The following is a 22,797-nucleotide window of genomic DNA, read 5'->3' as shown; positions in this document are numbered from 1 at the left end:
AAGTGCGCTCGACGAGAGAAGACCTCTCCATGAGTGTTCCCATCGTGACCCAGCCCGTGAAGCACGCGAAGCCCGCCGAGCGGGACCGCGGCCGCTGCCGGCCCGCGGGCAACGTCGTCGTCGTGCTCGGGGTGCTCGCCCTGGCCTTCGTGGTGACGTCGTATGTGGTGCCGCGGTCCGGCGGCGGCCCGGTGCGGGACGAACCCGTCGCCGCCCCCGTCGCGCCGGCCGCGGTCCGCACCGTGACCCACTCCGTCGTTTACGAGCTGCTCGGCGCGAACGGCGCCCGCAACGTCACCTACTCGGCCGCGGGGTCGACGCTGGCCCAGCAGACCGAGGTCGCCACGCCGTGGTCGACCACCTTCACCCGCGTCGGCCCGGCCGACCGCACCGAGTTCTACAGCATCGCCGCCCAGAACCCCGGCCCCGGCGAGCTGCGCTGCCGGATCGTCGTCGACGGCGTCGTGCTCGCCGACAAGGCCGTGAGCGCGCCGGGACGCCAGTTCAGCTGCGCCGTCTGAAAGCCGCGTAAGGCAGGATCGGCGGTGTGATCACCTTCGGGCCCGCCCTGGTGGCGGTGCTGGTCCTGCTCACCGCGGCCGGGGCCGCCATCGTCCGCTGGGGTGAGCTGGGCCAGGGGCGGGCGGTGCTGATCGCCGCCGTCCGCGCGGTCGCCCAGCTGGCCCTCGTGTCGCTGGTGATCACCGCGATCCTGCGCTCTAACCCGCTGACCGGCCTGTTCGTGCTGCTCATGTTCGGCATCGCCGCGGCGACGTCCGCGCGCCGCGCCGGCGGCTGGGCGAACCTGCCGTGGACGGCCCTCGCGATCGCGGCCGGCGTCGCGCCCGTGCTCGCCCTGGTCCTCGGCGCCGGGGTCGTCCCGCTGCGGCCGATCGCCGTCGTGCCGATCGCCGGCATCGTCATCGGCGGCGCGATGACGGCGACGTCGCAGGCCGCCCGCCGGGCCCTCGATGAACTCGAGGCCCGCCACGGCGAGTACGAAGCCGCCCTCGCCCTCGGCTTCATGCCCCGCCCGGCCGCCCTGGAGATCTGCCGCCCGTCGGCCGGGCACGCGTTGATCCCGGCCCTGGACCAGACGCGCACGGTCGGCCTGGTGACGCTGCCCGGCGCGTACGTCGGTGTCCTGCTCGGCGGCGCCGGCCCGCTGCAGGCGGGCACGACGCAGGTGCTCGTCCTGATCGGGCTGCTGGCCGCGGAGGCCGTGGCGATCCTGGTGACCGTGCAGTGCGTCGCGGCGGGGAAGCTCAGCCGAGCGGGTTAGCGAGGTGCGCGGTGTCGTTGAAGCGCCGCACGATCCAGTTGTCGCCGTGCAGCACCAGGTGCGAGATCGAGCCGTTGTCCGCGCCGAGGTAGGCGAACCGCTCGACCGAGCGGCCGGCCTGGGCGAACACCTCGCCGATCACGCCGCCGTGGGTGAAGACCGCGACGCGCTGATCGGGGTGGGCGGCGGCGATGCGGGTGAGCGCGTCGCGCAGCCGGGCCCCGAACGCCTCGTCGGACTCCGCGCCGGGGATGACGTCCCAGCGCTGCTCGGCCCACAGCCGGTCGACGATCGGGTGGCCGTCGGTCGTGTACTTCCGGAAGAGGCCGTTCTCCCAGTCGCCGAGGTGGATTTCGCGCAGCTCCGGCTCGACGACCGGGGTGATCCCCAGCTTCTCGGCCAGCGGCGCGGCGGTCTGCACCGTGCGGCGCAGTGTCGTCACGTAGATCGCGTCGATGCGCTCACCGGCCAGCCGGTCGCCGACGCGCCGGGCGTGGTCGCGGCCTTCCGGCGCGAGGTCCGGGTCGGCCTGGCCGTCGACCAGGTCGAACGGGGTGCTGGCCCGGGCCGGCGCGGATTCGCCGTGCCGGACCAGGAAGATCTCGGTGGCGCCGGACGGCGGGGTGAACCGGTGCTGCCGGTACTCGATCTCCTGCTCGGGCGTGCTCATGGCCCCGACCCTAGCCGAGCTGTTTGTCCACGAAACACCATCGCCACGTCTCGCCCGGCTCGAAGCTGCGCATCACCGGGTGCCGGCTCTCGTGGAAGTGGCGGGTCGCGTGGCGGCGCGGCGAGGAGTCGCAGCACGCGACGTTGCCGCACTTGAGGCACATCCGCAGGTGCACCCAGGTCGTCCCCTCCTCGACGCAGGCCGCGCAGGTGTCCGGCGAGCTGGGGTCCTTGTCGACCCACTCGTGGGCCAGGTGCTTGCACGAGCCGGCCGTCGCGGCCGGGGTGCGCAGCTCGCGGCCCTCGACCTCGGGTTCCTCCTCGGCGCGGTCGAGCATGGACTCCTCGATGTCGAGGCGCTCCAGGACCTTCCGCAGGACGTCGTCGTCGGCGCTGCCGGCGGCACGGGCCTTCAGGAACTGGTCGCGTTCGACCTCGAGGAGCTGGATCCGCAGCCGGCGGTAGGCGTCACTGGGCGTCTCGGCCAGCACGCTCTGGCGGCCCAGCTGCTCCCACGCCGAGTCGGACCGGTTCTGCAGCCGGTCGCGGATGCGCTGGATGATCTCGGGCGGGTCGTCGGGCTGCTGGATCTCCTCGAGCTTCAGCAGGGCCGCGGTGGTCATGTCGTGCAGCACGGACGCCTCCTGCAGCGCGTCCTCCGCCGGGTCCGGCCGGGGCAGGCGCAGCCGCCGGATCAGCGGCGGCAGCGTCATGCCCTGCACGGCGAGGGTGCCGGCCACGACGACGAACGCGGCGAGCACCAGCACGGCCCGCTGCGGGGTGTCGGCGGGCAGCACGAACGCGGCGGCGAGCGTGACGACCCCGCGCATGCCCGCCCAGGAGATCACCGCCGAGTAGCGCCACGGCCAGATCTTCGCCTGCTGCCGCTTCGGGATGAGCCGCCGTTCCAGCCGTTTCACGGTGCCGATCCCGAGCATCCACAGCATCCGCGTGGCGATCGTCGCGCCGAGCACCGCGACGCAGATCCAGGTCAGCAACCCCAGCGACAACCCGGTTTCGCTGACTTCGGACAGGATCCGCCGCAGCTGCAGGCCGATCAGCAGGAAGACCATGTTCTCCAGCAGGAACGCGATGGTCTGCCAGTTCAGCCTGCTGGCCAGGCGCGCCGAGCCGGAGAGGATCTTCGGGGCCTTGTGCCCGAGGATCAGCCCGGCGACGACCACCGCGAGCACCCCGGACCCGTGGATCGCCTCGGCCGGGATGTAGGCGATGAACGGCACCGCGAACGACAGCGCGGTGTCGAGCACCGCTTCGTTCATCCGCGCGCGGATGAACGCGGCCACGAACCCGATGACCAGACCGACCACGATCCCGCCGATGGCCGCGCGCAGGAAGTCGGCGCCGACCTGCCAGATGCTGACCGAGCCGGCCAGCGCGGCGATGGCCGTGCGCAGCGCGACCAGCGCGGCCGCGTCGTTGAACAGGCTCTCGCCCTCCAGCAGCCGGATCAGCTTGCGGGGCATGCCGACGCGGCGGGCGACGACGCTGGCGGCGACCGCGTCCGGCGGCGCGACGATCGCCCCGAGCGCGATCGCGCCGGCCAGCGGCAGGTCGGGGACCACGGCCCAGGCGACCAGCCCGACGCCGAAGGCGGTGAACACGACCAGCCCGACCGACATCAGCCCGATCGCGCCGCGGTTCTTCCGGAAGTCCACGAGGGACGTCTGGATGGCCGCCGAGTACAGCAGCGGCGGGAGCAGGCCGAGGAGCACGACCTCGGGGTCCAGGTGGTATTCAGGCACGCCCGGCACGTAGGACGCGCCGACGCCGACGACGATCAGGCACAGGGGTGCGGACCAGTCCAGCCGCCGCGCGAGCGCGCTGACGACGAGGACGGTCACGACCAGGGCCACTATCTCTGCCGCGATGTGCACGGGGTAATCATCACCCGGACCGCCGTGGCGGTGTGCCGCGCGGGTCGGTTCTGGTTGAATCCTCCCTGGCTCAGCGAGTGGACGCCGCCGGCTCCTGAAGCCCTGCTTGATCCGTTTCGTCCGATCATGGAGGGTTTTGATGGCGGTTTCGCAAGCACGACGTCTGCTGCGGCTCGGCCTGGTGGCCGCGCTGACGGCCGCGGCACTGGCCGGCGGGGTGGCCACCGCCTCGGCCGCGCCCGTCCCGTTCACCAGCGTCGTCCCGGCGCCCGCGAGCGCCGTCCCGGCGAGCGGGGTGAGCTACACACTCGGCTCCGGCGTCGCGATCTCCGCCGACGTCGCCGCGATCGGGGACCAGCTCGCGACGACCCTGCGCCGGTCGACCGGCTACGCGATCCCGGTGCACACGCCGCCGTCGGGCACCGACGGCGTCCGGCTGCTGCTCTCGGGCGCGCCGGATGCGGTCGGTGACCAGGGCTACCAGCTCGACGTCACGGCGTCGGGCGTGGTCGTGCGGGCCCGGCAGGCCGCGGGCCTGTTCGCCGGCGTCCAGACGCTCCTGCAGCTGCTCCCGCCCGCCGCCCAGGGCAGCACCGTGACGGCCGGGCCGTGGGTGCTGGCCGGCGGCCGGATCACCGACCAGCCGCGGTTCGGCTACCGCGGCGCGATGCTCGACGTCGCCCGGCACTTCTTCTCCGTCGCGCAGGTCGAGCGGTACGTCGACCAGCTCGCCCGGTACAAGGTGAACACGCTGCACCTGCACCTGGCCGACGACCAGGGCTGGCGGATCGTGATCAACGGCTGGGAACGGCTGGCGACCTACGGCGGCAGCACCCAGACCGGCGGCGGGCCGGGCGGCTACTACACGCAGGCCGACTACGCCGCGATCGTCGCCTACGCGCAGGCGCGGTACATCACGGTCGTCCCGGAGATCGACATGCCGGGCCACACGAACGCCGCGCTGGCCTCCTACGCCGAGCTGAACTGCGACGGCAAGGCACGCCCGCTCTACACCGGCACCGACGTCGGGTTCAGCTCGCTGTGCACGTCGAAGGAGATCACGTACACGTTCCTCGACGCCGTCATCGGCCAGCTCGCCGCGCTGACCCCGGGGAAGTACCTGCACATCGGCGGGGACGAGGCGCAGTCGACAAAACCGGCCGACTACAAGACGTTCATGAACCGCGTCCAGCAGATCACCGCGTCACACGGCAAGAGTGCGCTGGCCTGGCACGACGTCGTCAACGCGACCCCGGCGGCCGGCACGGTCGCGCAGTTCTGGGACACCACCACGAGCAACAGCGCGGTGGCGACGGCGGTCAGGAACGGGACGAAGCTCGTGCTGTCCCCGGCGAACCACGCCTACCTCGACATGAAGTACACGTCGAGCTCGCCGATCGGGCAGGACTGGGCCGGGCTGGTCGAGGTCAAGAAGGCCTACGACTGGAACCCCGGCGCGTACCTGTCCGGCGTCGCCGAGTCCGCCGTCTCGGGCGTCGAAGCTCCACTGTGGACGGAGACGGTCACGACGAGCGCGGACGTCGAATACCTGGCCTTCCCGCGGCTCGCGGCGATCGCCGAGCTCGGCTGGTCGCCGCAGAGCACGCACGACTGGACGGCGTTCTCGAAGCGGCTCGCCGCACAGGGACCGCTCTGGAAACTGCTGGGGCTCAAGTACTACAAGTCGCCGCAGGTGCCCTGGCCGGCCGGTTCCTAGCCGCGGCGGCGGCGCAGGCGGAAGTACAGGCCGAGCACTCCGAGCAGGGCCGCCGCGCCGCCCGCCCAGGCCAGCCCGGCGCCCCACACCGGGCCGAGTGAGACGCCCTCGTCGTAGTGCGGGCGGGCGGCGGCCGGCAAGGTCGCGGCGAACTCGTCGACGCGCTGCTGGATGCGGGCCCGGTCGACCGTCGAGAGCGAGTCGGCGCCCAGGTCCTTCGCGAGCGCTTCGACGGCGTGGTTCTGGGCTTCGCTGAACCCGGGGTAGCGCACCGAGGAGCCGCCGCGCGGCATACACGCCAGCACCAGGCCGTCGGACTCGTCGAAGTGCGCTTCGCCGGCACCGCACTCGGCGCCGGGCCGCGAGAAGTCGGCGAGGTACGCGGTGTCGGCGGCGTGCTGTTCCGCGATGCCCGTCACGACCGCGGCCGCGCCGAACGCGGTGAGGGCGAGGAGCAGGACGACCGACAGGACGCGGATCACCATGCGGGCATTGTCCGCCTAGGCTGGCTTCGTGACGATGGCAGAGATCGCGGGCGGCGCGGTGCGCGGCTCCGCGCGGGACGGGGTCAGGACGTTCCTCGGCGTGCCGTACGCCGAGCCGCCGGTGGGGGCGCTGCGGTTCCGCGCACCGCGGCCGGCGCCGCCCTGGTCCGACGTCCGCGACGCGACCCGGTGGGCCCCGCGGGCGCCGCAGCCCGAGCTGACCGGGCGGGGCTTCACCGGCGACGAGGACTGCCTCTACGTCAACGTCTACGCGCCGGCGGAGCCCGGCCCGTACCCGGTGCTGGTGTGGATCCACGGCGGTGGCGGCGTGATGGGCGCGCCGCACCAGTTCGACGGGTCGGCGCTGGCCCGTCGTGGGGTGGTCGTCGTGACCGTCGCCTACCGGCTCGGCGTCCTCGGCATGCTGCACCTGCCCGGCGTCGCCGACGCGAACCTTTCGCTGCGCGACCAGGTCGCCGCGCTGGAATGGGTGCGCGACAGCGTCTCCGCGTTCGGCGGCGACCCGGCGCGGGTGACGCTGGCCGGGCAGTCCAACGGCGGCCGCACGGTCGGGACGCTGCTGGCCGTGCCCGCCACGCGCGGCCTGGTCCACCAGGCCATCGTGCAGAGCGGCACCGGCGTCGGCGCGGTGGTGCACACCCCGGCCGAGGGCGCGGCGATCGCGTCGGCGGTTCTGAAGGAGCTGGACGTCTCGGCTGCGGAGCTGGCGACACTGCCGGTGACGCGGATTCTCCAGGCGCAGCAACGGGTCTCGGCCGCGTCGGGCACCAAGGTCACCTACCGCGTGGTCGTCGACGGCGACCTGCTGCCTTCGCGCCCGGTCGACGGCGTCCGCGAGGTCCCGTTGCTCATCGGGACGACGGCCGACGAGGAAGACCTGTTCAGCTGGCTGCAGTCGGGCGGTGCGAAGCTCCTCGGCGCCGGCTCGACGATGCTGGGGCCCGCCGCGATCGACAAGGCCGTCGCGGCGTACGCCGAGCTGCTCGACTGGCCGGACGAGCAGGTCCGCAACCGGGCGCTGACGGCGGGGGACTGGTGGATCCCGGCGATCCGGTTCGCCGAGAAGCAGCGCGACGCCTGGATGTACCGCCTCGACTGGCGGATCGCGCCCCGCGGCCGCGGCCTGGGCGCGCCGCACGGCCTGGACCTGCCGTTGATGTTCGACGACATCGGCAACAAGAACTGGCGCTTCCTCTTCGCCGGCCGCCCGCGCCCCACCGAGCGCCTGCAGGCACTGGCGACGGAGATGTCGAGCGCCTGGGTGCGCTTCATCGCCACAGGCGACCCGGGCTGGCCGCGCTACACGCCGTCCGAGCGCATCACGCGCCTCTTCGACGACGTCAGCACTACGGTCCCCGACCCGGACCGCGCCCAGCGCCTGCTCTGGGACACCTTGTAAAGCCGTGAAGGACTCCTTACCGGCGCTAAGAGCCGGTAAGGAGTCCTTCACGGACTTGGGCTAGACGGTGATCTTGTCGACGTTCGGGCCGCCGTTGGCGGTCGTCGCGGTCGTCTTGATCTTGTTCGGCCCGGCGGTCAGCGTCACGTGGACCGTGACCGTCTGCCAGGTGTCCCAGTTCCCGGTGCCGCCGAAGGCCAGCGCGGACGCCACCTTCGTGCCGTTCACCGAGACGTCCATCGGGCGGTTCACCGTGGTGCCGTTGGCGTACCGCAGGACGACGTCGGCGGGGCCGGCGGCCGCCGCGTCGACAGAGAACTCCACCGCGCTGCCGGTCGCGTTGTCGTAGTTGACGAACCCGCTGCCGGTGAACCCGGCGTGGTTCGACTCCGCGACACCGCTGGTGATCGTGGCGTCCTCGGCCTGGTAGTCAGCCGGGGTGCCGGGGGTGCCCGGATCGGTGGTGCCGTTCGCGGGGACCGTCTTCGTGCCGGTGTTCCAGCCCGCGACCCGCACGGACGGCGTCGCGCCCTTGAGGTCCGCGGTCCGGTACGTCGCGGTGAGCGTGGCCGACTCGCCGGGCCAGAGGCTGACCTGGTTGTCGGTCCACGTCACCGGCAGCACCGGTGCGCCCGCCGCGCCGAGGACGTGCGCGTCGACGAAGAACGCCGGCAGCTTGCCGGTGGAGCTGTTCTTCAGCGTCACCTTGGTGGTCGTGGTGCCGTCGGAGTTCGCCGCCGAGTTCGCGGTGGTGTCGACCGCGACCTGGCCCAGGCTGTTCAGCCCGGTCAGATCGGCGTACGACGTCGTCGGCGTGTAGTACCAGTCGCTGTTGTCCCAGTCGAGCGTGTCGGCCTTGGTGGACAGCCAGTAGACGTTGCGGCTGACCTCCTTGCCCGCCGGGTCGGTCAGGACGAGCTTCGCCAGGTACGTCGTCGACAGGCCGCTCACCGCGGGGATGGTGAGCGCGGTGGTCTTCGCGCCGTCACCGCCGACCGAGAGACCGGTCTTGGACTGGGTGAACTTCTCCGTCCCGTCGAGGTTGTACAGCTTGACCGACGCGGTCAGGTTCGCCGCCGCGTCGTGGTTGTGGTTGACCACCACGACGGACTTGTTGTCGTAGGAGTACTGGATGTGCAGCGGCTCGTTCGCCTTCTTGGCCCCGAAGTAGGAGCCGTTCTGGTCGAGGTAGGCGTCGAACAGCTGCCAGTGCAGCGACGTCCAGCCGCTGTTGAGCATCCAGTAGATGATCCCGGTCGACGGGTTCGAGCTGTCGCTGAAGTTGCGCGAGTGCGACTCGAACTCGGCGCGGACGTTCTCGTACTGCGCCAGCTGCGCCTTGCGGACGAAGTCGTCCAGGCTCGCCGGCTTGCCGTAGCGGCCGGTCAGCGCGTCGCCGTAGAGCTTCAGGTTGGCGAACGTCGAGGACGACGACCGGTGGTACTGCGCGGTCGACGGGCTCTTCCACAACGTGTCCAGCTCGCTCGACGACATCATCCGCTTGAGCGTGTCCATCGTCGGGATGTCCGGCCCGGCGCTGGTTTCGGAGTTGAAGCCGAACGCCCCGCCGAGGTCGGTGTGCGCCTTGTCGTACCAGTAGTTCGGCGGGACGTAGTCGTACGGCCCGTTCATCTTCATGCCGGACGCGCCGAGCTGCGGCGACGACTTCGCCGACGCGGCCGGGACGATCGGGGTGGCCCAGTCCGCGGCCTTCAGCGCGTCGAGGTAGTTCTTCTCGATCGTCGCGTCGGGGGCGAAGTCGCTGCCGATCAGGAACGAGATGACGCTCGGGTGATCGCGCAGCCGCTCGGCCTCCGCGGTCATCGACGCCTTGGCGATCGGGTAGTCGGCGGCGGTCCAGGGGTCACCCTTCTCGCTGCCGTTGACCTGGCCCTCCCACTTGTCGCAGCACTCCCAGCCGGGCAGCGTCAGCACGCCCATCCGGTCGGCGAGGTCGAAGAACTCGTCCGGCTCGATGTGCCCTTCCAGGCGCACGGTGTTGAGCCCGAGGTCCTTGACGTAGGCCAGCTTGTCCGCCGCGTACTGCGCGTTCCAGCGCAGGAACAGGTCCGGCGAGTAGCCGCCGCCCTTGATCAGCAGCGGGCGCCCGTTGATCGTGTACGCCCGGCCGCCGGCGGAGTTGACCGTCGACTTCACCTCGCGCACGCCGAAGCTCTCGTGCGAGGTGTCCGACGCCGCGCCGCCGACGTTCGCGCTGAGGTCGAGGTCGTAGAGCGGCTGCCCGCCCATCCCGGCCGGCCACCACACATGCGGGTTGTCGATCCCGGCGACCGGGAAGGAGACGGTCTTCTTTTCCTTGGCCGCCAGGGAAACCGTCTGGCTGATCGTCTTGCCGGCGACCGTGCCGGACACGGTCGCCGAGACCGCGGCCGCCGAGTCGTTGCGGACGTCGGCCTTGACCGTGAGGTCGGCGTGCGTCGTGCCGGTCAGCTTCGTCACGACGTGGCCGCCGCGCAGCGCGACCGGCCCGCTGCGGCGGACCAGGACGTCGCGCACGATGCCCATGTTCTGGTCCGGCGGGGTCTGCGCCCAGTCGATCCAGCCCATCGACAGGTCCTTGTCCGGGTCGTTCGGGTAGACCTTGAACGCGACGCTGTTCGTGCCGGCCTTCACCTGCGCGGTGATGTCCAGGTCCTGCCGCGTGTAGGCGCCGTTGACCTGTGCCTTGTCCGCGATCTTCGTCCCGTTGACCCAGACGTCGGCCTTCGACAGGACGCCGCTGAAGTCGAGGTAGGTGCGCTGGGTGGTGTCGGTGACGGTGAGGTCGGTGCGGTACCACCACGGGACCTTGAAGTCCGCGGCCGGCACGTTCTTCATGTTCGTCGAGTAGAACGGGTCGGCGTACTTGCCGTTGGCCAGCAGCCCGGCGTAGACCGTCGAGCGCGGGCCGACCGGGTACCAGCCGGCGGTGTTGAAGCCGGGCTTCGACACCGCCGAGTCGTCGCTGACCTGGGCCGAGGTCTGGATCAGGAAACCGGGGACCGCGGTGGCCGGGCCGGCCGCGGCGACGGTGGCTTTCGCCGCCACCTGCCCGCCGGCCGCCGGAACGGCCGCCCCACCCAGCGCGACGGCCAGCGTGACCGCCGCCAGCAGCCGTAAGGTTGTTCTTTGCCGATGACTCACTAGCTGCGCCTCCTAGGCACCACGGCGGCGAGGGACGGTGACCATCGTTAGGGAACTTTCCTAACAATTGCGGACGATAGTAGCGGTCCGGTCACTCCGGGAACAGGGGTGTTCGTCCGGTTGATCAGCCCCGCGCCGCGTGCCACGCGGCCGCCGCGCGCAGGGCCAGCAGGAGCGGCAGCGAGCCGTCTTCCCAGATCCGCCGCGGGAGTGCCTCGCTCAGCGGAACACCGCCGGCCAGTGCGGCGCCGACCGCCGCGAGATCGACGTCGAAGAGCGTCAACCCGGCGCTGTAGAGCCGTTCGCCGCTGACCGGCCGGCGTCCGGCGACGTCCGCGCTGTCGACGTCCAGCTCGGTCAGCCCGAAGAACTCCGGCTTCGCCCCGCGTTCCATCCAGCGCGCGAAGCCGACGAGCCGGGTCTCGCGGAGGTCTTCGGGCTTGAGGCCGCTTTCCTCGCACAGCTCGCGTTCCATGCCCGCGCGGACGGCGTCGTGCAGCAGCGGCCGGGGTTCGCCGGCCGGTGTCCGCAGGTCACGGGGTTCGAGCGAGCCGCTGCCCGAGGGCGCCAGCAGCAGCCCGCTCGCGGCGTTGAGCGACGACTGCCGGACGGTGACGAGCTTGCCGTCGGTGGTGAAGGCGACCGTGGAGACGCCGACCAGGTCGGTCAGCGCGCTGCTGCTCAACGTCCGCAGCGCGCCCGCGGAGTCGGTGAGTTCGGCCTTGCGCAGGTCGTACTCCTCGCCGGTCTCGCCGCGGGTGATGCGCAGCGTGCCGAGTTCGTTCGAGCAGACGGCGTCGAAGAACCGCGCGCGGTGCAGCCGGATCGGCGCGGGCCGCGCCCCGGCGGCGGGCAGCGGATCGCCGTGCATGCCGACGACCGGGCCGTTGAAGAGCAATCGCCCCCGGGCGCGCAGCGGAAGCACGTGCGGCGCGGTCGCCTTCAGCGCGGGCGGCAGCCGGTAGGGCTCCTCCGCGACGGTGATCGTGTGCTGCCCCGCCCAGAGGTCCCGGTCGATCGCGGCGCTGACCAGCGCGGTCCCGCGCGCGGGCACGGCGAGGTACTCCGACGGCGGATAGGCGGCGGGCGGCGGCAGGTCGTCGGCAGGGAAGGGCGCGGCGATCGCGGTGAACTCGAACCCGGCCCAGCGGCGGCGCAGCAGCCGGACGTCCCGGGTGAAGGTGGTGACGCCGAGCGCGAGCGCGACGACCGACAGCACGACACCGACGGCACTGGGCAGAATGGTGACCACGCCGAGCAGCACCCCGAGCCCGGACGCGGCGAGCGGCCATTCCCGGGCGCCGATGAAGCCGAAGTAGTCCGCCTTCGCCCGGGCGCGGCGCGTCAGTTTTCCCATCGCCGCACTGTTTTAGCACGACGGGGTGCTGCGCGGGACGGGTTTCGGCGACTGCCCTCGATCCGGTCCGCCCGGCTTCAGGTTTGCGCGATCCCGAGGTCGGCCTTGAAGAGCGCGACCACCTCGAGCCGGCGGCGATCGACCGCGGCCAAGGTCGCCTGCTCGACGCCGACGCCCTCGGCGAGCTTCGAGTGCACGTCGATGATGGTGCCGGTGAGGTCCCGGACCGGCCCGGACACCTCGCGATCGGCGAGGACTTCGATCTCGGCCGTGACGGCGTGCAGCCGGGCGTCCTCGGTGCGGGTCCGCTGGCCCGCCATCGCCTGGCCGTAGCTCGCGCTGATCGAGCGCAGGAATTCGGCGTACGCGGCCTGCTTCAGCTTGCCGAGCGCGTCGTCCCGCTGCCACCGGTGGGCGCGCGACGCCTGCAGGTGCTGGAGGGCACCACCGAAGAGGACGCCGAGCAGGGTCCCGGCCACGCCGACGATGACGGTGCCCATCCAGTCGCCTCAGGCTTCCGCGTCGAGGTAGACCCAGTGGCCGTCGTCGCGGCGGAAGCGGCTGTTCTCCTCCATAAAGCCGTCGCGGCCGCGGTGGCGGTAGTGCGCGCGGAACTCGACGGTGCCCTCGTTGTGCAGCAGGCCGCCGCCGGTGCGGGCGAGGATCTCCAGCCGCGTCCACTCCTGGCCGGCGTCGAGCGCCAGCTTCCGCGGCCGGGTGTCCGGGTGCCAGGTGCGCAGCAGGTAACCGGCGTCCCCGACGGCGAAGGCGCTGAACCGCGACCGCATCAGCAGCTCGGCGGTCGGCGCCGCCAGGCCACCGTCGTGGAACCGGCCACAGCAGGCGGCGTAGGACCCGGTGAGGCCACACGGGCAGAAAGCGGGAGACATCCCGGAATTGTGCCACGGCGCGCCGAGCGGGCGGCAGCCGTCCTTTGTGGACTAGCCCGCGTTGACCGGCTTGCCGCTCTCCCGCGCCTCCTGGGCGCCGCGCACCGCGAGGCGGTCCGCTCGCTCGTTGCCCGGCAGGCCCGCGTGGCCCTTCACCCAGAGCCATTCCACCTCGTGCTCGCGGACCGCTTCGTCCAGGCGCTGCCACAGGTCCGCGTTCTTGACCGGCTCGCGCGCCGCCGTCTTCCAGCCGTTGCTCTTCCACCTCGGGAGCCACTGCGTGATGCCGTTGCGCACGTACGTGCTGTCGGTGAACACGCGGACCTGCGACGGCCGCTTCAGGCTCTCCAGCGCGCGGATCGGCGCCGTCAGCTCCATGCGGTTGTTCGTCGTCGGGGTGGCTTCGCCGCCGTACAGCTCGCGCTCGTGCCGCCCGTACGTCAGCACCGCGCCCCAGCCGCCGGGTCCCGGGTTTCCGCTGCACGCGCCGTCGGTGTAGATCTCCACGGCCTGTCCGTCCTCGCCTGCCACGGCGGCGACCCTACCGGTCGTCTTGCCCTCGCCCCGGGCCACCACGCCGGGTTACGGTGGAGATCCGGAACGGAGTGGGAGGCGCTCCGATGAACGGGCACGACGCGAGTGACACGACCGACGGCGCGCTGCTGGGGTACCTCACCGACGCCGATCGCGAGTACCTGCTCGCCCAGGGCGTCCGCCGCCGCTTCCGGGCGGACGACGTCGTGCTCATGGAAGGCGACCCGTCCGACCACGTCCACGTGCTGGTCTCGGGCTGGGTACGGATCTCCACGATCGTCGAGGACGGCCGCGAGGTGCTCTTCGGGCTGCGCGGCCCCGGCGAGGTGCTGGGCGAGCTGGCGGCGATCAACGGCTGGCCGCGCACGGTGTCGTGCCGCGCCATCGAACCGTGCCACGTCGTCCAGCTGACCGGCGACCGGTTCCTCGCCGCGCTGCGGGCCCGGCCCGAGATCGCCATCGCGACGATCAAGACCGTCGCGGTCCGGTTGCGCGCCGCCGAGGCCGCCCGCGTCGATTCGGCGGCGTACGACGTGAGCCGCCGCGTGGCGGTCCACCTGGTGCGGCTGGCCGACGAGCACGGTCGTACCGTGGCCGACGGCATCCTCATCGAGGCGGGATTTTCGCAGGAGGACATGGCGGGGCAGGTCGGCGCCGCCCGCCGGACCGTCGCGCGGGCGCTGGCCGTCCTGCGGGAGCGGGGCGTCGTGGAGACCGGCCGCCGCCGCATCCTCATCCGCCGGATGCGCGTCCTGCGCGCGCTGGCCCGTTCTGAGCCGAACGGCACACAACGCCCGTGACAACGGGCCTCTGAGAACCGCCCGCCTCGCGCGATTCTGGGATCGGCCGGAAAAGAAAGAGATGCCACCGGCCGGATTCCGTTTTTGAGCGAGGCTCGGGGGAGTGCTTGTCGTGAACGTCTACTGCAAAATCCGGACCCTGGTGAAATCCGTTTCCGCCGCGTTCGCCGCCGGCGTCGTAGCGGGTTTGCTGGTGGCCGCCGGAACCGCGGCGGAACCGGCGGCACCGATCCCCACCTCGTCCTGGGTGCAGCGATGAGGAGGTGTGTGATGGAGAGCCACTCGATCTGGGCGCTGATCTTCGGCGCGAACTGACGCACCCGCGGTGCGGCCCGGTCGGCCGGCTCGTGGGGGGTCGACCGGCCGGGCTATTCGCACGTGCGCAACTGTCCGCTATTTGTCATGCCGCCGCGGAACTGCCGCTGGTAAGGTGACGAGCCGTTCTGCGACTCTCTTTCTGCCGCAGTGAGAAGGAGGGCCGGGTGACGGCGGAGAACTCCTTCCCGTTCGTGCGCGAGCTGAACGAACTGCGCCGCGGCCGCGGTCTGGACGCCACCGATCTGCACCAGCGGATCGGGCCGTGCCTGCGCGAAGCGTGCCGGATCGCCGAGGCCGACTCGCCCGCCGCCGCGCGGCACAAGCTCGTCCTGCGGCTCACCGAGCTCTGCGGCCGGCTGCCCGCGGACCTGCGGCTGGCCGCGCTGGCGGCGCTCGGCCTGCACGAGGAGGCGGCCGGGGAGTTCCTGGACCGGCGGATCTCGTGGCTGGCCGGCATGCTCGACCGGGACCCGCGCACCGCGCGCCGGCGCATCGACCTCGCCTTCCGCCGGCTCGACGAGCTGCTCGGCGAACCCAGCCAGGGCCGGGACCTGCATCCGCTGGCCGGCTGGTACGTCGAGTCGATGAAGGTGATGCTCCGCTTCGACCGCGAACTCCCGGACCTGCAGGAGGAACGCCGGATCGTCGCGGAGGTCGACGAGCTCGACGAGCTGGTCCTGTCCTTCAGCGTGCCGGCCGTGCCCGGCACCGACCCGGTGCCCGACATCACCGCCGACGTGCTCTTCGGCGGCGAGATCGTCGAGGCCAAGCAGGTTTCGGCGAGCCACGCGCAGTTCGTCATGCGGCTGCCCAGCCCGTTGCGGCTGGGCCAGCGCCACGAGTACGGCATCCGGTTCACGCCGCAGCGGACGTCGTTGCGGCCGTACTACGCCCTCACCCCGCTGCGCCGCTGCGAGGAGTTCTCGGTCCGCGTCCGCTTCGACCGCGCCGATCCGCCGGCCCGGGTGTGGCGGCTCAACGGCGTGCCGGGGCGGGTGGTCGACGACGGCGTCGACTCGGGGGACGCGCTGACCGTCAACCGGGTCGGCGAGGTGGGGCTGGAGTTCCACGAGCTGCACCAGGGGCTGAGCTACGGCCTGCAGTGGTCGTTCGACCCCCGGGGTGACTGAGCCGGACTGAATGAGCCGGGAGGAATGAGGAGGCCGTGCGCACCGTCCCGCTGGCCGCGACCGTCGTCCGGATCGGGATCGTCGCCCCGAGCCGCGGCCGCACCGCGCGTTCGGTGCACCTCGCCGTCACCCTCGACGCGGTGCTGGACGAGGTGTTCGAGCGCGTCCCGGTGCCGTACCGCACCCCGAGCTGGTACCGGCGCCCGGAGGGGGACAACACGACGCTGGTCATCCCGCCGGCGGTGCCGCCGCGGTGGGTCGCGACCGGGCTGGTCGAGCTGGTGGCCGAGGCGCTGGGACGCCGCAACCGGCACCTCAACGAGTTCGGCCGGCTGCGCCTGCGGCTGGCGGTCGCCCACGGCGACGTCGTGCTGCGCCCGCCCTACTTCGGCGGCGCCGCGGTCGCGTTGTCGTCCTGGCTGTGCGACTCGGACGAGCTGAAGGCGGCGATGACCGCGGCCCCGGAGGCGGACCAGGTGCTGATCGTGTCCGACCGGCTCTACGACGAGGTTGCCGGTGAGGGCGAGCACGACCTGGACCCGGCGGTGTTCCGGCGGGTCGTCGTCCGGGCCGGCGGCGGGCGGGAGATCGGCTGGCTGCACGCCCGTCCGGATGCTGGGACGCGGAATAGTGGGGCGGGGGACGGGTTGCCCCCTTTGTAGCCGACGGGAAGGGGCCCAGCGATGAGCACGTTCACGCAGGAGTGGCAGGACTGGAAGACCGGGCGCGAGTCGGACCTCGCCGCACCGCACGGCTGGCTGGCGCTGGTGTCGCTGGACTGGCTGACCGACGCCCCGCGCGAGTACCCGGGCATCCCCGGCCGCTGGTGGCAGGACGCCGACGCGGCGTACGTCGACCCGGCCGGCGCCTCGCTCGAGCACGACGGCACCCCGATCACGGACGTCCGGCGCTTCGAGCTGGTCAACAGCGGCGCGGGCACGCGCGTGCTGGCCGGCGACGTCGAGATCGAGGTGGCCCGCCGCTCGGGCTACCTGATCCGGGTGCACGACCCGAAGGCCGAGGTGCTGCGCGCCTTCCACGGCGTCCCGGCGTACGAGCCGTCGCCGTCGTGGGTGCTGTCCGGCCGCTTCGAGCCGTTCGACGCGCCGCGGCCGACCACGGTGGGTGCGGTGGTCGAGGGCCTGAGCCACGTCTACACCGCGCCGGGCCTGGTCCACTTCGAGCACGACGGCGCGTCGCACACGCTGACCGCGTTCAACGGCAAGGAAGGCGGCTTCAGCATCCTGTTCACGGACGGGACGAGCGGCGTCACGACGTACGCGGCCAACCGGTCGCTGCCGGTCGGCGCGCCGGCCGCGGACGGCACGGTGACCCTCGACTTCAACCGCGCGGTCAACCTGCCGTGCGCGTTCACGGACTTCGCGACGTGCCCCCTGCCCCCGGCGGGCAACCACCTGGCCTTCGCGGTGGAGGCGGGGGAGAAGACCCCGTACGAGCGCTGACGGGGTCTGCCCCAGGCTTCAGCTGGCGACGTCGATCACGACGCGGTTGGGCGCGGTGAGCGTGAAGACGTTCACCGTCGTCCGCGACCGCACGCCGAGCCCGACGGTCAGCTGGGCTTCGAAGTCCCCGGTGACGGCGACGGCCATGACGTTGCGCAGGTTCCACGTCCGGAACTTCTGCGGCCCGGTGTAGGTGGGCACGCCGTTGTCGTCGTGCGCGGCGGCGAACGGCACGGTGACGTTGATGAAGTACTGCCCGGTGAGCCACACGACGTCCCCGGTCGGGTCGGCGGTGAGCTCGTCGAACAGCTGGTAGCCGGCGCTGGGCGCGCCGCCGGCGGTGAGGTCGAGCACGATCCGGTCGAACCCGGGGTTGGCCCCGGTCCGGATGGCGGTCAGGGTGGGAACGCTGGACACGGCGGCGTTCGCGGGCGCCGCGGCCGCGGTCACCGCCGCGGCGAGCAACACGGTGACGGCGACGAGGGCGCGTCTGACGGGTCTGGACATGGGTGGGCCTCCTGGCGGGTGCGAACCGGTGGAAGCCCCAGCGCTGGGGTCATGCGGGGGACGCCCGGTTCGTCCGGGGAGTTGCCCGGTGTCCGGGATCGGCGGCCCAAGCGTTACAAGGCTGCTCCGAACGTGTCGTGAGCGGGAAACAGTGCTCTGACGCTGTTTCCCGCTCACGACCGCGTTCGGCACGTCACCAGCCGCGTTCGCGCCATTCGGCCAGCTTCGGGCGCTCGGCGCCCAGCGTCGAGTCGTCGCCGTGGCCCGGGTAGAACCACGTGTCGTCCGGCAGCTCGTCGAAGATCCGGGACGACACGTCGTCCACCAGTGTCGAGAAGTCCTCCGGGGACGTTGTCCGCCCGACGCCGCCCGGGAAGAGCGAGTCGCCCGTGAACAAGTGCGGGTGGCCCGCCGGGTCGCGGTACAGCAGGGCGATCGAGCCCGGCGTGTGGCCGCGCAGGTGGATCACCGAAAGGGTGACCTTGCCCACCGTGAGCGTGTCCCCGTGCTCCACCAGGAAGTCCGGCGGCACCGGCAACGGCTCGGCGTCCAGCGGGTGCGCCGCGGTGTTCGAGCCGTTCGCTCCCGCCACCGCGCCCAGGGCCTGCCAGTGGTCCTGGTGCTGGTGGGTCGTGACGACCGTGCGCAGGGCCGGGCGGTCCGGGCCGTGGCCGATCAGGTCGGAGATGCGCTCGGGGTCGCTCGCCGCGTCGATGAGCAGGGCTTCGTTGTCTGCCCGGCACACCAGCAGGTACGCGTTGTTGTCCATCGGGCCGACGGACAGCTTGGTGATGGTCAGCGCGTCCAGGGTCCGCCGGGAGGCGTCGCCGCCCGGGTCGACGTGCCCGGTGTAGGTCTCCACGATGTTCACCCCGCCCACGGTAGTCGGGGCACCGCAAGCGGTTCCACCCGCACAAGCGTGCGCTCACCTCGCCCCGTAGGCTCGCCGGAGCCCCGCAAGCCGACCCCGCGCCGACCCGTGCCGACCCAGGGAAGACCGTGCCGACGACTCCGACGCCGACCCCGGTGCGAGGCGTACGCCGGATCAGCTGGGACCTCCTGCGCGTCTTCGCCGTCCTCGCGGTGATCCTCGGGCATGTCACCCACCAGGGTGCACTTCTGCACCCGGAGCTCACGGGGTACCCCGTGCGGGTGACCGCGCAGTTCGGGGCGGCGATCCTCCTGGTGATCTCCGCGTTCTTCGTGTGCGCGAGCCTCCGCAAAGGCCATCCGGGCCGGTGGCTGTGGAACCGGGTCGCGCGGCTCGTGCCCGCCTACCTGGTCGCGGTGCTCGTCACCTACCTGGTGACGCGGTACGCCGCCATCCGCTTCAGCGGGCTGCCGTTCCCGCCGGGCCTGACCGGCTTCCTCTTCGGCGTGCCGCAGGGCCTGCCGACGGACCCCTCGCCCTGGTACATCCCGACCTGGGCCGACCTGCTCGCCAACCTGGGCATGGTCCCCGAATGGGGTTACCGCTTCGAGTGGTTTTACTACCTCGACGGCTCCTATTGGACACTCCCCGTGCAGCTCGCGGCCTTCGCCTGCGCGGCGCTGCTGTGGCCGCGGGCGTGGCGGACACACCGGGTGACCGTCGGCCTGCTGTGGGCGCTGATCCTGGTGCCGCTGGTGATCCGGTTCGCGATCGTCCCGCCCTCGCTGGAGCCGTCCACGCACCAGAAGGTCGTCGACTCCGTCTTCTACGGCCTGGGCCTGCACCGCGCGCACGTCTTCGCCATCGGCGCCGCCCTCTGGCTGTGGTCGAAGGAGCGGCTCGCGCACTGGCACGTCGCGCTGTTCGTGCTCGCCACCTGCGTGGCGCAGGACCTGCAGGTGTTCCCGTTCCACCGCGAACTGCCGCAGGACGCCCAGCGCTGGCCGTCCACGATCGGGTTCGCCGTGCTGCTCGCAGGCGTCTGCTTCGCCGCGCGCGGGCCGGACTGGCGCTTCCCCGGGCTGCGCCGGGTCGCCCCGGCCGTCACCTGGCTCGCGGGCATCTCGTATGGTCTTTATCTGGTGCACCAGGAACTGGGTTACATCCTGGCGCGCGCCCTGATCAACCTCGGCGTCCCCGGCTGGCTGCGGCTCCCCGCGGTCGTGGCCGCCGCCGTGCTGGCGGGCTGGGCGATCACCGCGGGCGTCGAACGGCCGGTCCACCGGTGGCTCACCGCTCGCCGGGATCGCCATCGCAAGCCGGAAGAACCGCAGGTCACGGACTCGGAGCCGGTTTTTGTCGGTGGTGGCTCGTAGCATGGAGGCCGCCGCTCGTGCAGTCTCCGACCGAGCCGGCAACCAGCTGAGAATGACACTGAAGGGACCCTGGCGTGGCTGATCGCCTCGTTGTTCGCGGCGCCCGCGAGCACAACCTCCGCGGCGTGGATCTCGACCTGCCCCGCGACAGCCTGATCGTGTTCACGGGTCTGTCCGGCTCCGGGAAGTCGAGCCTCGCCTTCGACACCATCTTCGCCGAGGGACAGCGCCGGTACGTCGAGTCGCTGTCCGCGTACGCCCGCCAGTTCCTGGGGCAGATGGACAAGCCGGACGTCGACTTCATCGAGGGCCTCTCGCCCGCGGTGTCGATCGACCAGAAGTCCACCTCGCGCAACCCGCGCTCGACCGTGGGCACGATCACCGAGGTCTACGACTACCTCCGGCTGCTCTACGCCCGCGCCGGCAAGGCCCACTGCCCCAAGTGCGGCGAGCCGATCAGCAAGCAGACCCCGCAGCAGATCGTCGACCAGGTGCTGGAGATGGACGAGGGCGTCCGCTTCCAGGTGCTCGCGCCGGTCGTGCGCGGCCGCAAGGGCGAGTACGTCGACCTGTTCGAGAACTTGCAGCAGCAGGGCTACGCGCGCGTGGTCGTCGACGGCACGGTGCACCCGCTCACCGACCCGCCCAAGCTGAAGAAGCAGGAGAAGCACCAGATCGGCGTGGTGATCGACCGGCTGAGCGTGAAGTCGAGCTCGCGCCAGCGGCTCACCGACTCGGTCGAGACGGCGCTGCGGCTGGCCGACGGGCTGATCGAGCTCGAGTTCGTCGACCTGCCGGAGAACGACCCGCACCGCATCCGCGGCTTCTCCGAGAACCTGGCCTGCCCGAACGGCCACCCGCTGGCCATCGAGGACCTCGAGCCCCGCTCGTTCTCCTTCAACTCGCCCTACGGCGCGTGCCCGGTGTGCACCGGCATCGGCATCCGCAAGGAGGTCGACCCGGAGCTGGTGGTGCCGGACGACGAGCTGTCGCTGGCCGAGGGCGCGATCGCGCCGTGGGCGGGCGGGCAGAGCGCGGACTACTTCGTCCGGCTGCTCGAGTCGCTGTCGGAGACCATCGGCTTCCGGATGGACACGGCGTGGCGCAAGCTGCCCGCGCGCGCCCAGAAGGCGGTGCTGCACGGCGTCGACGAGCAGGTGCACGTCCGCTACAAGAACCGCTACGGCCGCCAGCGGTCGTACTACGCCAGCTTCGAGGGCGTCATCCCGTTCCTCGAGCGGCGCCAGGAGCAGACCGAGTCCGAGTACATGCGCGAGCGGTACGAGGGCTACATGCGCGAGGTGCCGTGCCCGACCTGCCAGGGCACCCGGCTCAAGCCGGAGATCCTCGCCGTCACGCTGCAGCACAAGACCCGCGGTGACATGTCGATCGCCGAGGTCTGCGGGCTCTCCATCGCCGAGGCGTCGCAGTTCCTCGACGAGCTGGAGCTCGGGCAGCGCGAGTCGATGATCGCCGGGGCCGTGCTCAAGGAGATCCAGGCCCGCCTGCGGTTCCTGCTCGACGTCGGCCTGACGTACCTCTCGCTCGACCGCGCGTCGGGCACGCTGTCGGGCGGCGAGGCGCAGCGCATCCGGCTCGCCACGCAGATCGGCTCCGGCCTGGTCGGCGTGCTGTACGTGCTGGACGAGCCGTCGATCGGCCTGCACCAGCGCGACAACCACCGGCTGATCGAGACGCTGACCCGGCTGCGCAACCTGGGCAACACGCTGATCGTCGTCGAGCACGACGAGGACACCATCCGCTCCAGCGACTGGGTGGTCGACATCGGCCCGGGCGCCGGCGAGCACGGTGGCCACATCGTCCACAGTGGACCGTACAAGAAGCTGCTGAAGAGCAAGGAGTCGCTCACCGGGCAGTACCTGTCCGGGCGCCGCAGGATCGAGGTCCCGGCGATCCGGCGGCCGATCGACAAGAAGCGGCAGCTGACCGTCATCGGCGCGCGCGAGCACAACCTGCGCGGGCTGGACGTCTCGTTCCCGCTCGGCTGCCTCGTCTCGGTCACCGGCGTCTCCGGCTCGGGCAAGTCGACGCTGGTGAACGACATCCTGGCGACGGTGCTGGCGAACAAGCTCAACGGCGCCCGTCAGGTGCCGGGCCGTCACACCCGGATCAACGGCCTGGCCCAGGTCGACAAGCTGGTGCGCGTCGACCAGTCGCCGATCGGGCGGACCCCGCGGTCCAACCCGGCCACCTACACCGGCGTCTGGGACCACGTCCGCAAGCTGTTCTCGGCGACCACCGAGGCGAAGGTGCGCGGCTACCAGCAGGGTCGGTTCTCGTTCAACGTCAAGGGCGGCCGCTGCGAGGCGTGCGCCGGCGACGGCACGATCAAGATCGAGATGAACTTCCTGCCGGACGTCTACGTCCCGTGCGAGGTCTGCAAGGGCGCGCGGTACAACCGCGAGACCCTCGAGGTGCACTACAAGGGCAAGACCGTCTCGGACGTGCTCGACATGCCGATCGAAGAGGCGGCGGAGTTCTTCGAGCCGATCAAGGCGATCCACCGGCACCTGCAGACCCTGGTCGACGTCGGCCTCGGCTACGTCCGGCTCGGCCAGCCGGCGCCGACGCTCTCCGGTGGCGAGGCGCAGCGCGTGAAGCTGGCGAGCGAGCTGCAGAAGCGCTCGACCGGCAAGACGGTCTACATCCTCGACGAGCCGACCACCGGCCTGCACTTCGAGGACATCAACAAGCTCATCGGCGTGATCAACGGGCTGGTCGACAAGGGCAACTCGGTGATCGTGATCGAGCACAACCTCGACGTGATCAAGACGTCCGACTGGATCATCGACATGGGCCCGGAGGGCGGCAACGGCGGTGGCACGGTGATCGCCGAGGGCACGCCCGAGCACGTGGCCGGGGTCGAGACCAGCTACACCGGCGAGTTCCTGCGCCACGTCCTCACGGCCGAGTAGGCC

21 protein-coding genes are annotated in these 22,797 nt (G+C 71.7%); 11 read left to right on the top strand and 10 right to left on the bottom strand.

Annotated elements, in window-relative coordinates; genetic code table 11:
- The first annotated feature begins 29 nt into the window (after positions 1 to 29).
- Both OG439_RS21990 and OG439_RS21985 read left to right on the top strand, forming a co-directional pair.
- Positions 30 to 521: an MmpS family transport accessory protein gene (locus tag OG439_RS21990; RefSeq protein WP_326951218.1), complete on the top strand. Its 492-nt coding sequence runs from the start codon at positions 30 to 32 to the stop codon at positions 519 to 521.
- Between the two features lie 17 nt (positions 522 to 538).
- On the top strand, positions 539 to 1,282 hold the full coding sequence (locus OG439_RS21985) for an ABC transporter permease (RefSeq protein WP_326951589.1): 744 nt from the start codon (positions 539 to 541) through the stop codon (positions 1,280 to 1,282).
- Here OG439_RS21985 and OG439_RS21980 read toward each other — a convergent pair.
- Positions 1,266 to 1,952, bottom strand: a complete 687-nt coding sequence (locus OG439_RS21980; RefSeq protein WP_326951217.1) for a histidine phosphatase family protein — start codon at positions 1,950 to 1,952, stop codon at positions 1,266 to 1,268. The genes OG439_RS21985 and OG439_RS21980 overlap by 17 nt on opposite strands.
- 10 nt (positions 1,953 to 1,962) lie before the next feature.
- Positions 1,963 to 3,846, bottom strand: a complete 1,884-nt coding sequence (locus OG439_RS21975; protein ID WP_326951216.1) for a Na+/H+ antiporter — start codon at positions 3,844 to 3,846, stop codon at positions 1,963 to 1,965.
- A gap of 139 nt (positions 3,847 to 3,985) precedes the next feature.
- Here OG439_RS21975 and OG439_RS21970 point away from each other — a divergent pair, with 139 nt between their 5' ends.
- Positions 3,986 to 5,563, top strand: coding sequence for a beta-N-acetylhexosaminidase (locus OG439_RS21970; protein WP_326951215.1), 1,578 nt, complete (start codon positions 3,986 to 3,988; stop codon positions 5,561 to 5,563).
- Here OG439_RS21970 and OG439_RS21965 read toward each other — a convergent pair.
- Positions 5,560 to 6,048 carry a hypothetical protein gene (locus OG439_RS21965; protein ID WP_326951214.1) on the bottom strand — a complete coding sequence of 163 codons (489 nt, stop codon included), beginning with the start codon at positions 6,046 to 6,048 and terminating at the stop codon, positions 5,560 to 5,562. The two genes, OG439_RS21970 and OG439_RS21965, sit on opposite strands and share 4 nt — an antisense overlap.
- Before the next feature lie 34 nt (positions 6,049 to 6,082).
- Between OG439_RS21965 and OG439_RS21960 the strand changes: the two genes are divergently transcribed.
- Positions 6,083 to 7,468 (top strand): carboxylesterase/lipase family protein, encoded by a 1,386-nt coding sequence (locus OG439_RS21960; protein WP_442792343.1) that lies wholly within the window; start codon positions 6,083 to 6,085, stop codon positions 7,466 to 7,468.
- A gap of 60 nt (positions 7,469 to 7,528) precedes the next feature.
- Here OG439_RS21960 and OG439_RS21955 read toward each other — a convergent pair whose 3' ends face one another.
- The 5 genes from OG439_RS21955 to rnhA all read right to left on the bottom strand — a co-directional run bounded on the left by OG439_RS21955 (position 7,529) and on the right by rnhA (position 13,390).
- Complete coding sequence (locus OG439_RS21955) at positions 7,529 to 10,612, bottom strand: glycosyl hydrolase 2 galactose-binding domain-containing protein (protein ID WP_326951212.1); 3,084 nt, start codon at positions 10,610 to 10,612, stop codon at positions 7,529 to 7,531.
- A 124-nt stretch (positions 10,613 to 10,736) separates the two neighbouring features.
- Entirely contained in the window at positions 10,737 to 11,969 is a 1,233-nt protein-coding gene (locus tag OG439_RS21950; RefSeq protein WP_326951211.1) for a hypothetical protein, read from the bottom strand.
- Between the two features lie 77 nt (positions 11,970 to 12,046).
- On the bottom strand, positions 12,047 to 12,469 hold the full coding sequence (locus tag OG439_RS21945; RefSeq protein WP_326951210.1) for a hypothetical protein: 423 nt from the start codon (positions 12,467 to 12,469) through the stop codon (positions 12,047 to 12,049).
- A gap of 9 nt (positions 12,470 to 12,478) precedes the next feature.
- The gene (locus OG439_RS21940) at positions 12,479 to 12,859 is read right to left on the bottom strand and encodes a YchJ family protein (protein ID WP_326951209.1); all 381 of its coding nucleotides are present in this window, start codon (positions 12,857 to 12,859) and stop codon (positions 12,479 to 12,481) included.
- 51 nt (positions 12,860 to 12,910) lie between these two features.
- On the bottom strand, positions 12,911 to 13,390 hold the full coding sequence (gene rnhA / locus OG439_RS21935; protein ID WP_326951208.1) for a ribonuclease HI: 480 nt from the start codon (positions 13,388 to 13,390) through the stop codon (positions 12,911 to 12,913).
- 89 nt (positions 13,391 to 13,479) lie between these two features.
- Between rnhA and OG439_RS21930 the strand changes: the two genes are divergently transcribed.
- The 5 genes from OG439_RS21930 to OG439_RS21910 all read left to right on the top strand — a co-directional run bounded on the left by OG439_RS21930 (position 13,480) and on the right by OG439_RS21910 (position 17,104).
- On the top strand, positions 13,480 to 14,193 hold the full coding sequence (locus OG439_RS21930) for a Crp/Fnr family transcriptional regulator (RefSeq protein WP_326951207.1): 714 nt from the start codon (positions 13,480 to 13,482) through the stop codon (positions 14,191 to 14,193).
- 112 nt (positions 14,194 to 14,305) lie between these two features.
- On the top strand, positions 14,306 to 14,452 hold the full coding sequence (locus OG439_RS21925; protein WP_326951206.1) for a hypothetical protein: 147 nt from the start codon (positions 14,306 to 14,308) through the stop codon (positions 14,450 to 14,452).
- Positions 14,453 to 14,675: 223 nt separating this feature from the next.
- Positions 14,676 to 15,641, top strand: coding sequence for a hypothetical protein (locus OG439_RS21920; RefSeq protein ID WP_326951205.1), 966 nt, complete (start codon positions 14,676 to 14,678; stop codon positions 15,639 to 15,641).
- A gap of 35 nt (positions 15,642 to 15,676) precedes the next feature.
- Entirely contained in the window at positions 15,677 to 16,303 is a 627-nt protein-coding gene (locus OG439_RS21915; RefSeq protein WP_326951204.1) for a hypothetical protein, read from the top strand.
- A gap of 21 nt (positions 16,304 to 16,324) precedes the next feature.
- On the top strand, positions 16,325 to 17,104 hold the full coding sequence (locus tag OG439_RS21910; protein ID WP_326951203.1) for a DUF1684 domain-containing protein: 780 nt from the start codon (positions 16,325 to 16,327) through the stop codon (positions 17,102 to 17,104).
- 18 nt (positions 17,105 to 17,122) lie between these two features.
- Here the strand turns inward: OG439_RS21910 and OG439_RS21905 are convergent, their stop codons facing one another.
- Entirely contained in the window at positions 17,123 to 17,611 is a 489-nt protein-coding gene (locus tag OG439_RS21905) for an AMIN-like domain-containing (lipo)protein (RefSeq protein WP_326951202.1), read from the bottom strand.
- A 193-nt stretch (positions 17,612 to 17,804) separates the two neighbouring features.
- Positions 17,805 to 18,482 carry an MBL fold metallo-hydrolase gene (locus OG439_RS21900; protein WP_326951201.1) on the bottom strand — a complete coding sequence of 226 codons (678 nt, stop codon included), beginning with the start codon at positions 18,480 to 18,482 and terminating at the stop codon, positions 17,805 to 17,807.
- Positions 18,483 to 18,610: 128 nt separating this feature from the next.
- On the opposite strand from OG439_RS21900, the gene OG439_RS21895 reads away from it, so the two are divergent.
- Both OG439_RS21895 and uvrA read left to right on the top strand, forming a co-directional pair.
- Positions 18,611 to 19,858: an acyltransferase family protein gene (locus OG439_RS21895; RefSeq protein WP_326951200.1), complete on the top strand. Its 1,248-nt coding sequence runs from the start codon at positions 18,611 to 18,613 to the stop codon at positions 19,856 to 19,858.
- Positions 19,859 to 19,932: 74 nt separating this feature from the next.
- Complete coding sequence (uvrA, locus tag OG439_RS21890; RefSeq protein ID WP_326951199.1) at positions 19,933 to 22,794, top strand: excinuclease ABC subunit UvrA; 2,862 nt, start codon at positions 19,933 to 19,935, stop codon at positions 22,792 to 22,794.
- The last annotated feature ends 3 nt before the right edge of the window (positions 22,795 to 22,797 follow it).

Origin of the sequence: Amycolatopsis sp. NBC_01307 (genome assembly GCF_035975215.1) — a bacterium.
Lineage (GTDB): Bacteria > Actinomycetota > Actinomycetes > Mycobacteriales > Pseudonocardiaceae > Amycolatopsis.
Note: the sequence above shows the minus strand (reverse complement) of the source record. Positions and strands in the feature narration are given on the sequence as shown.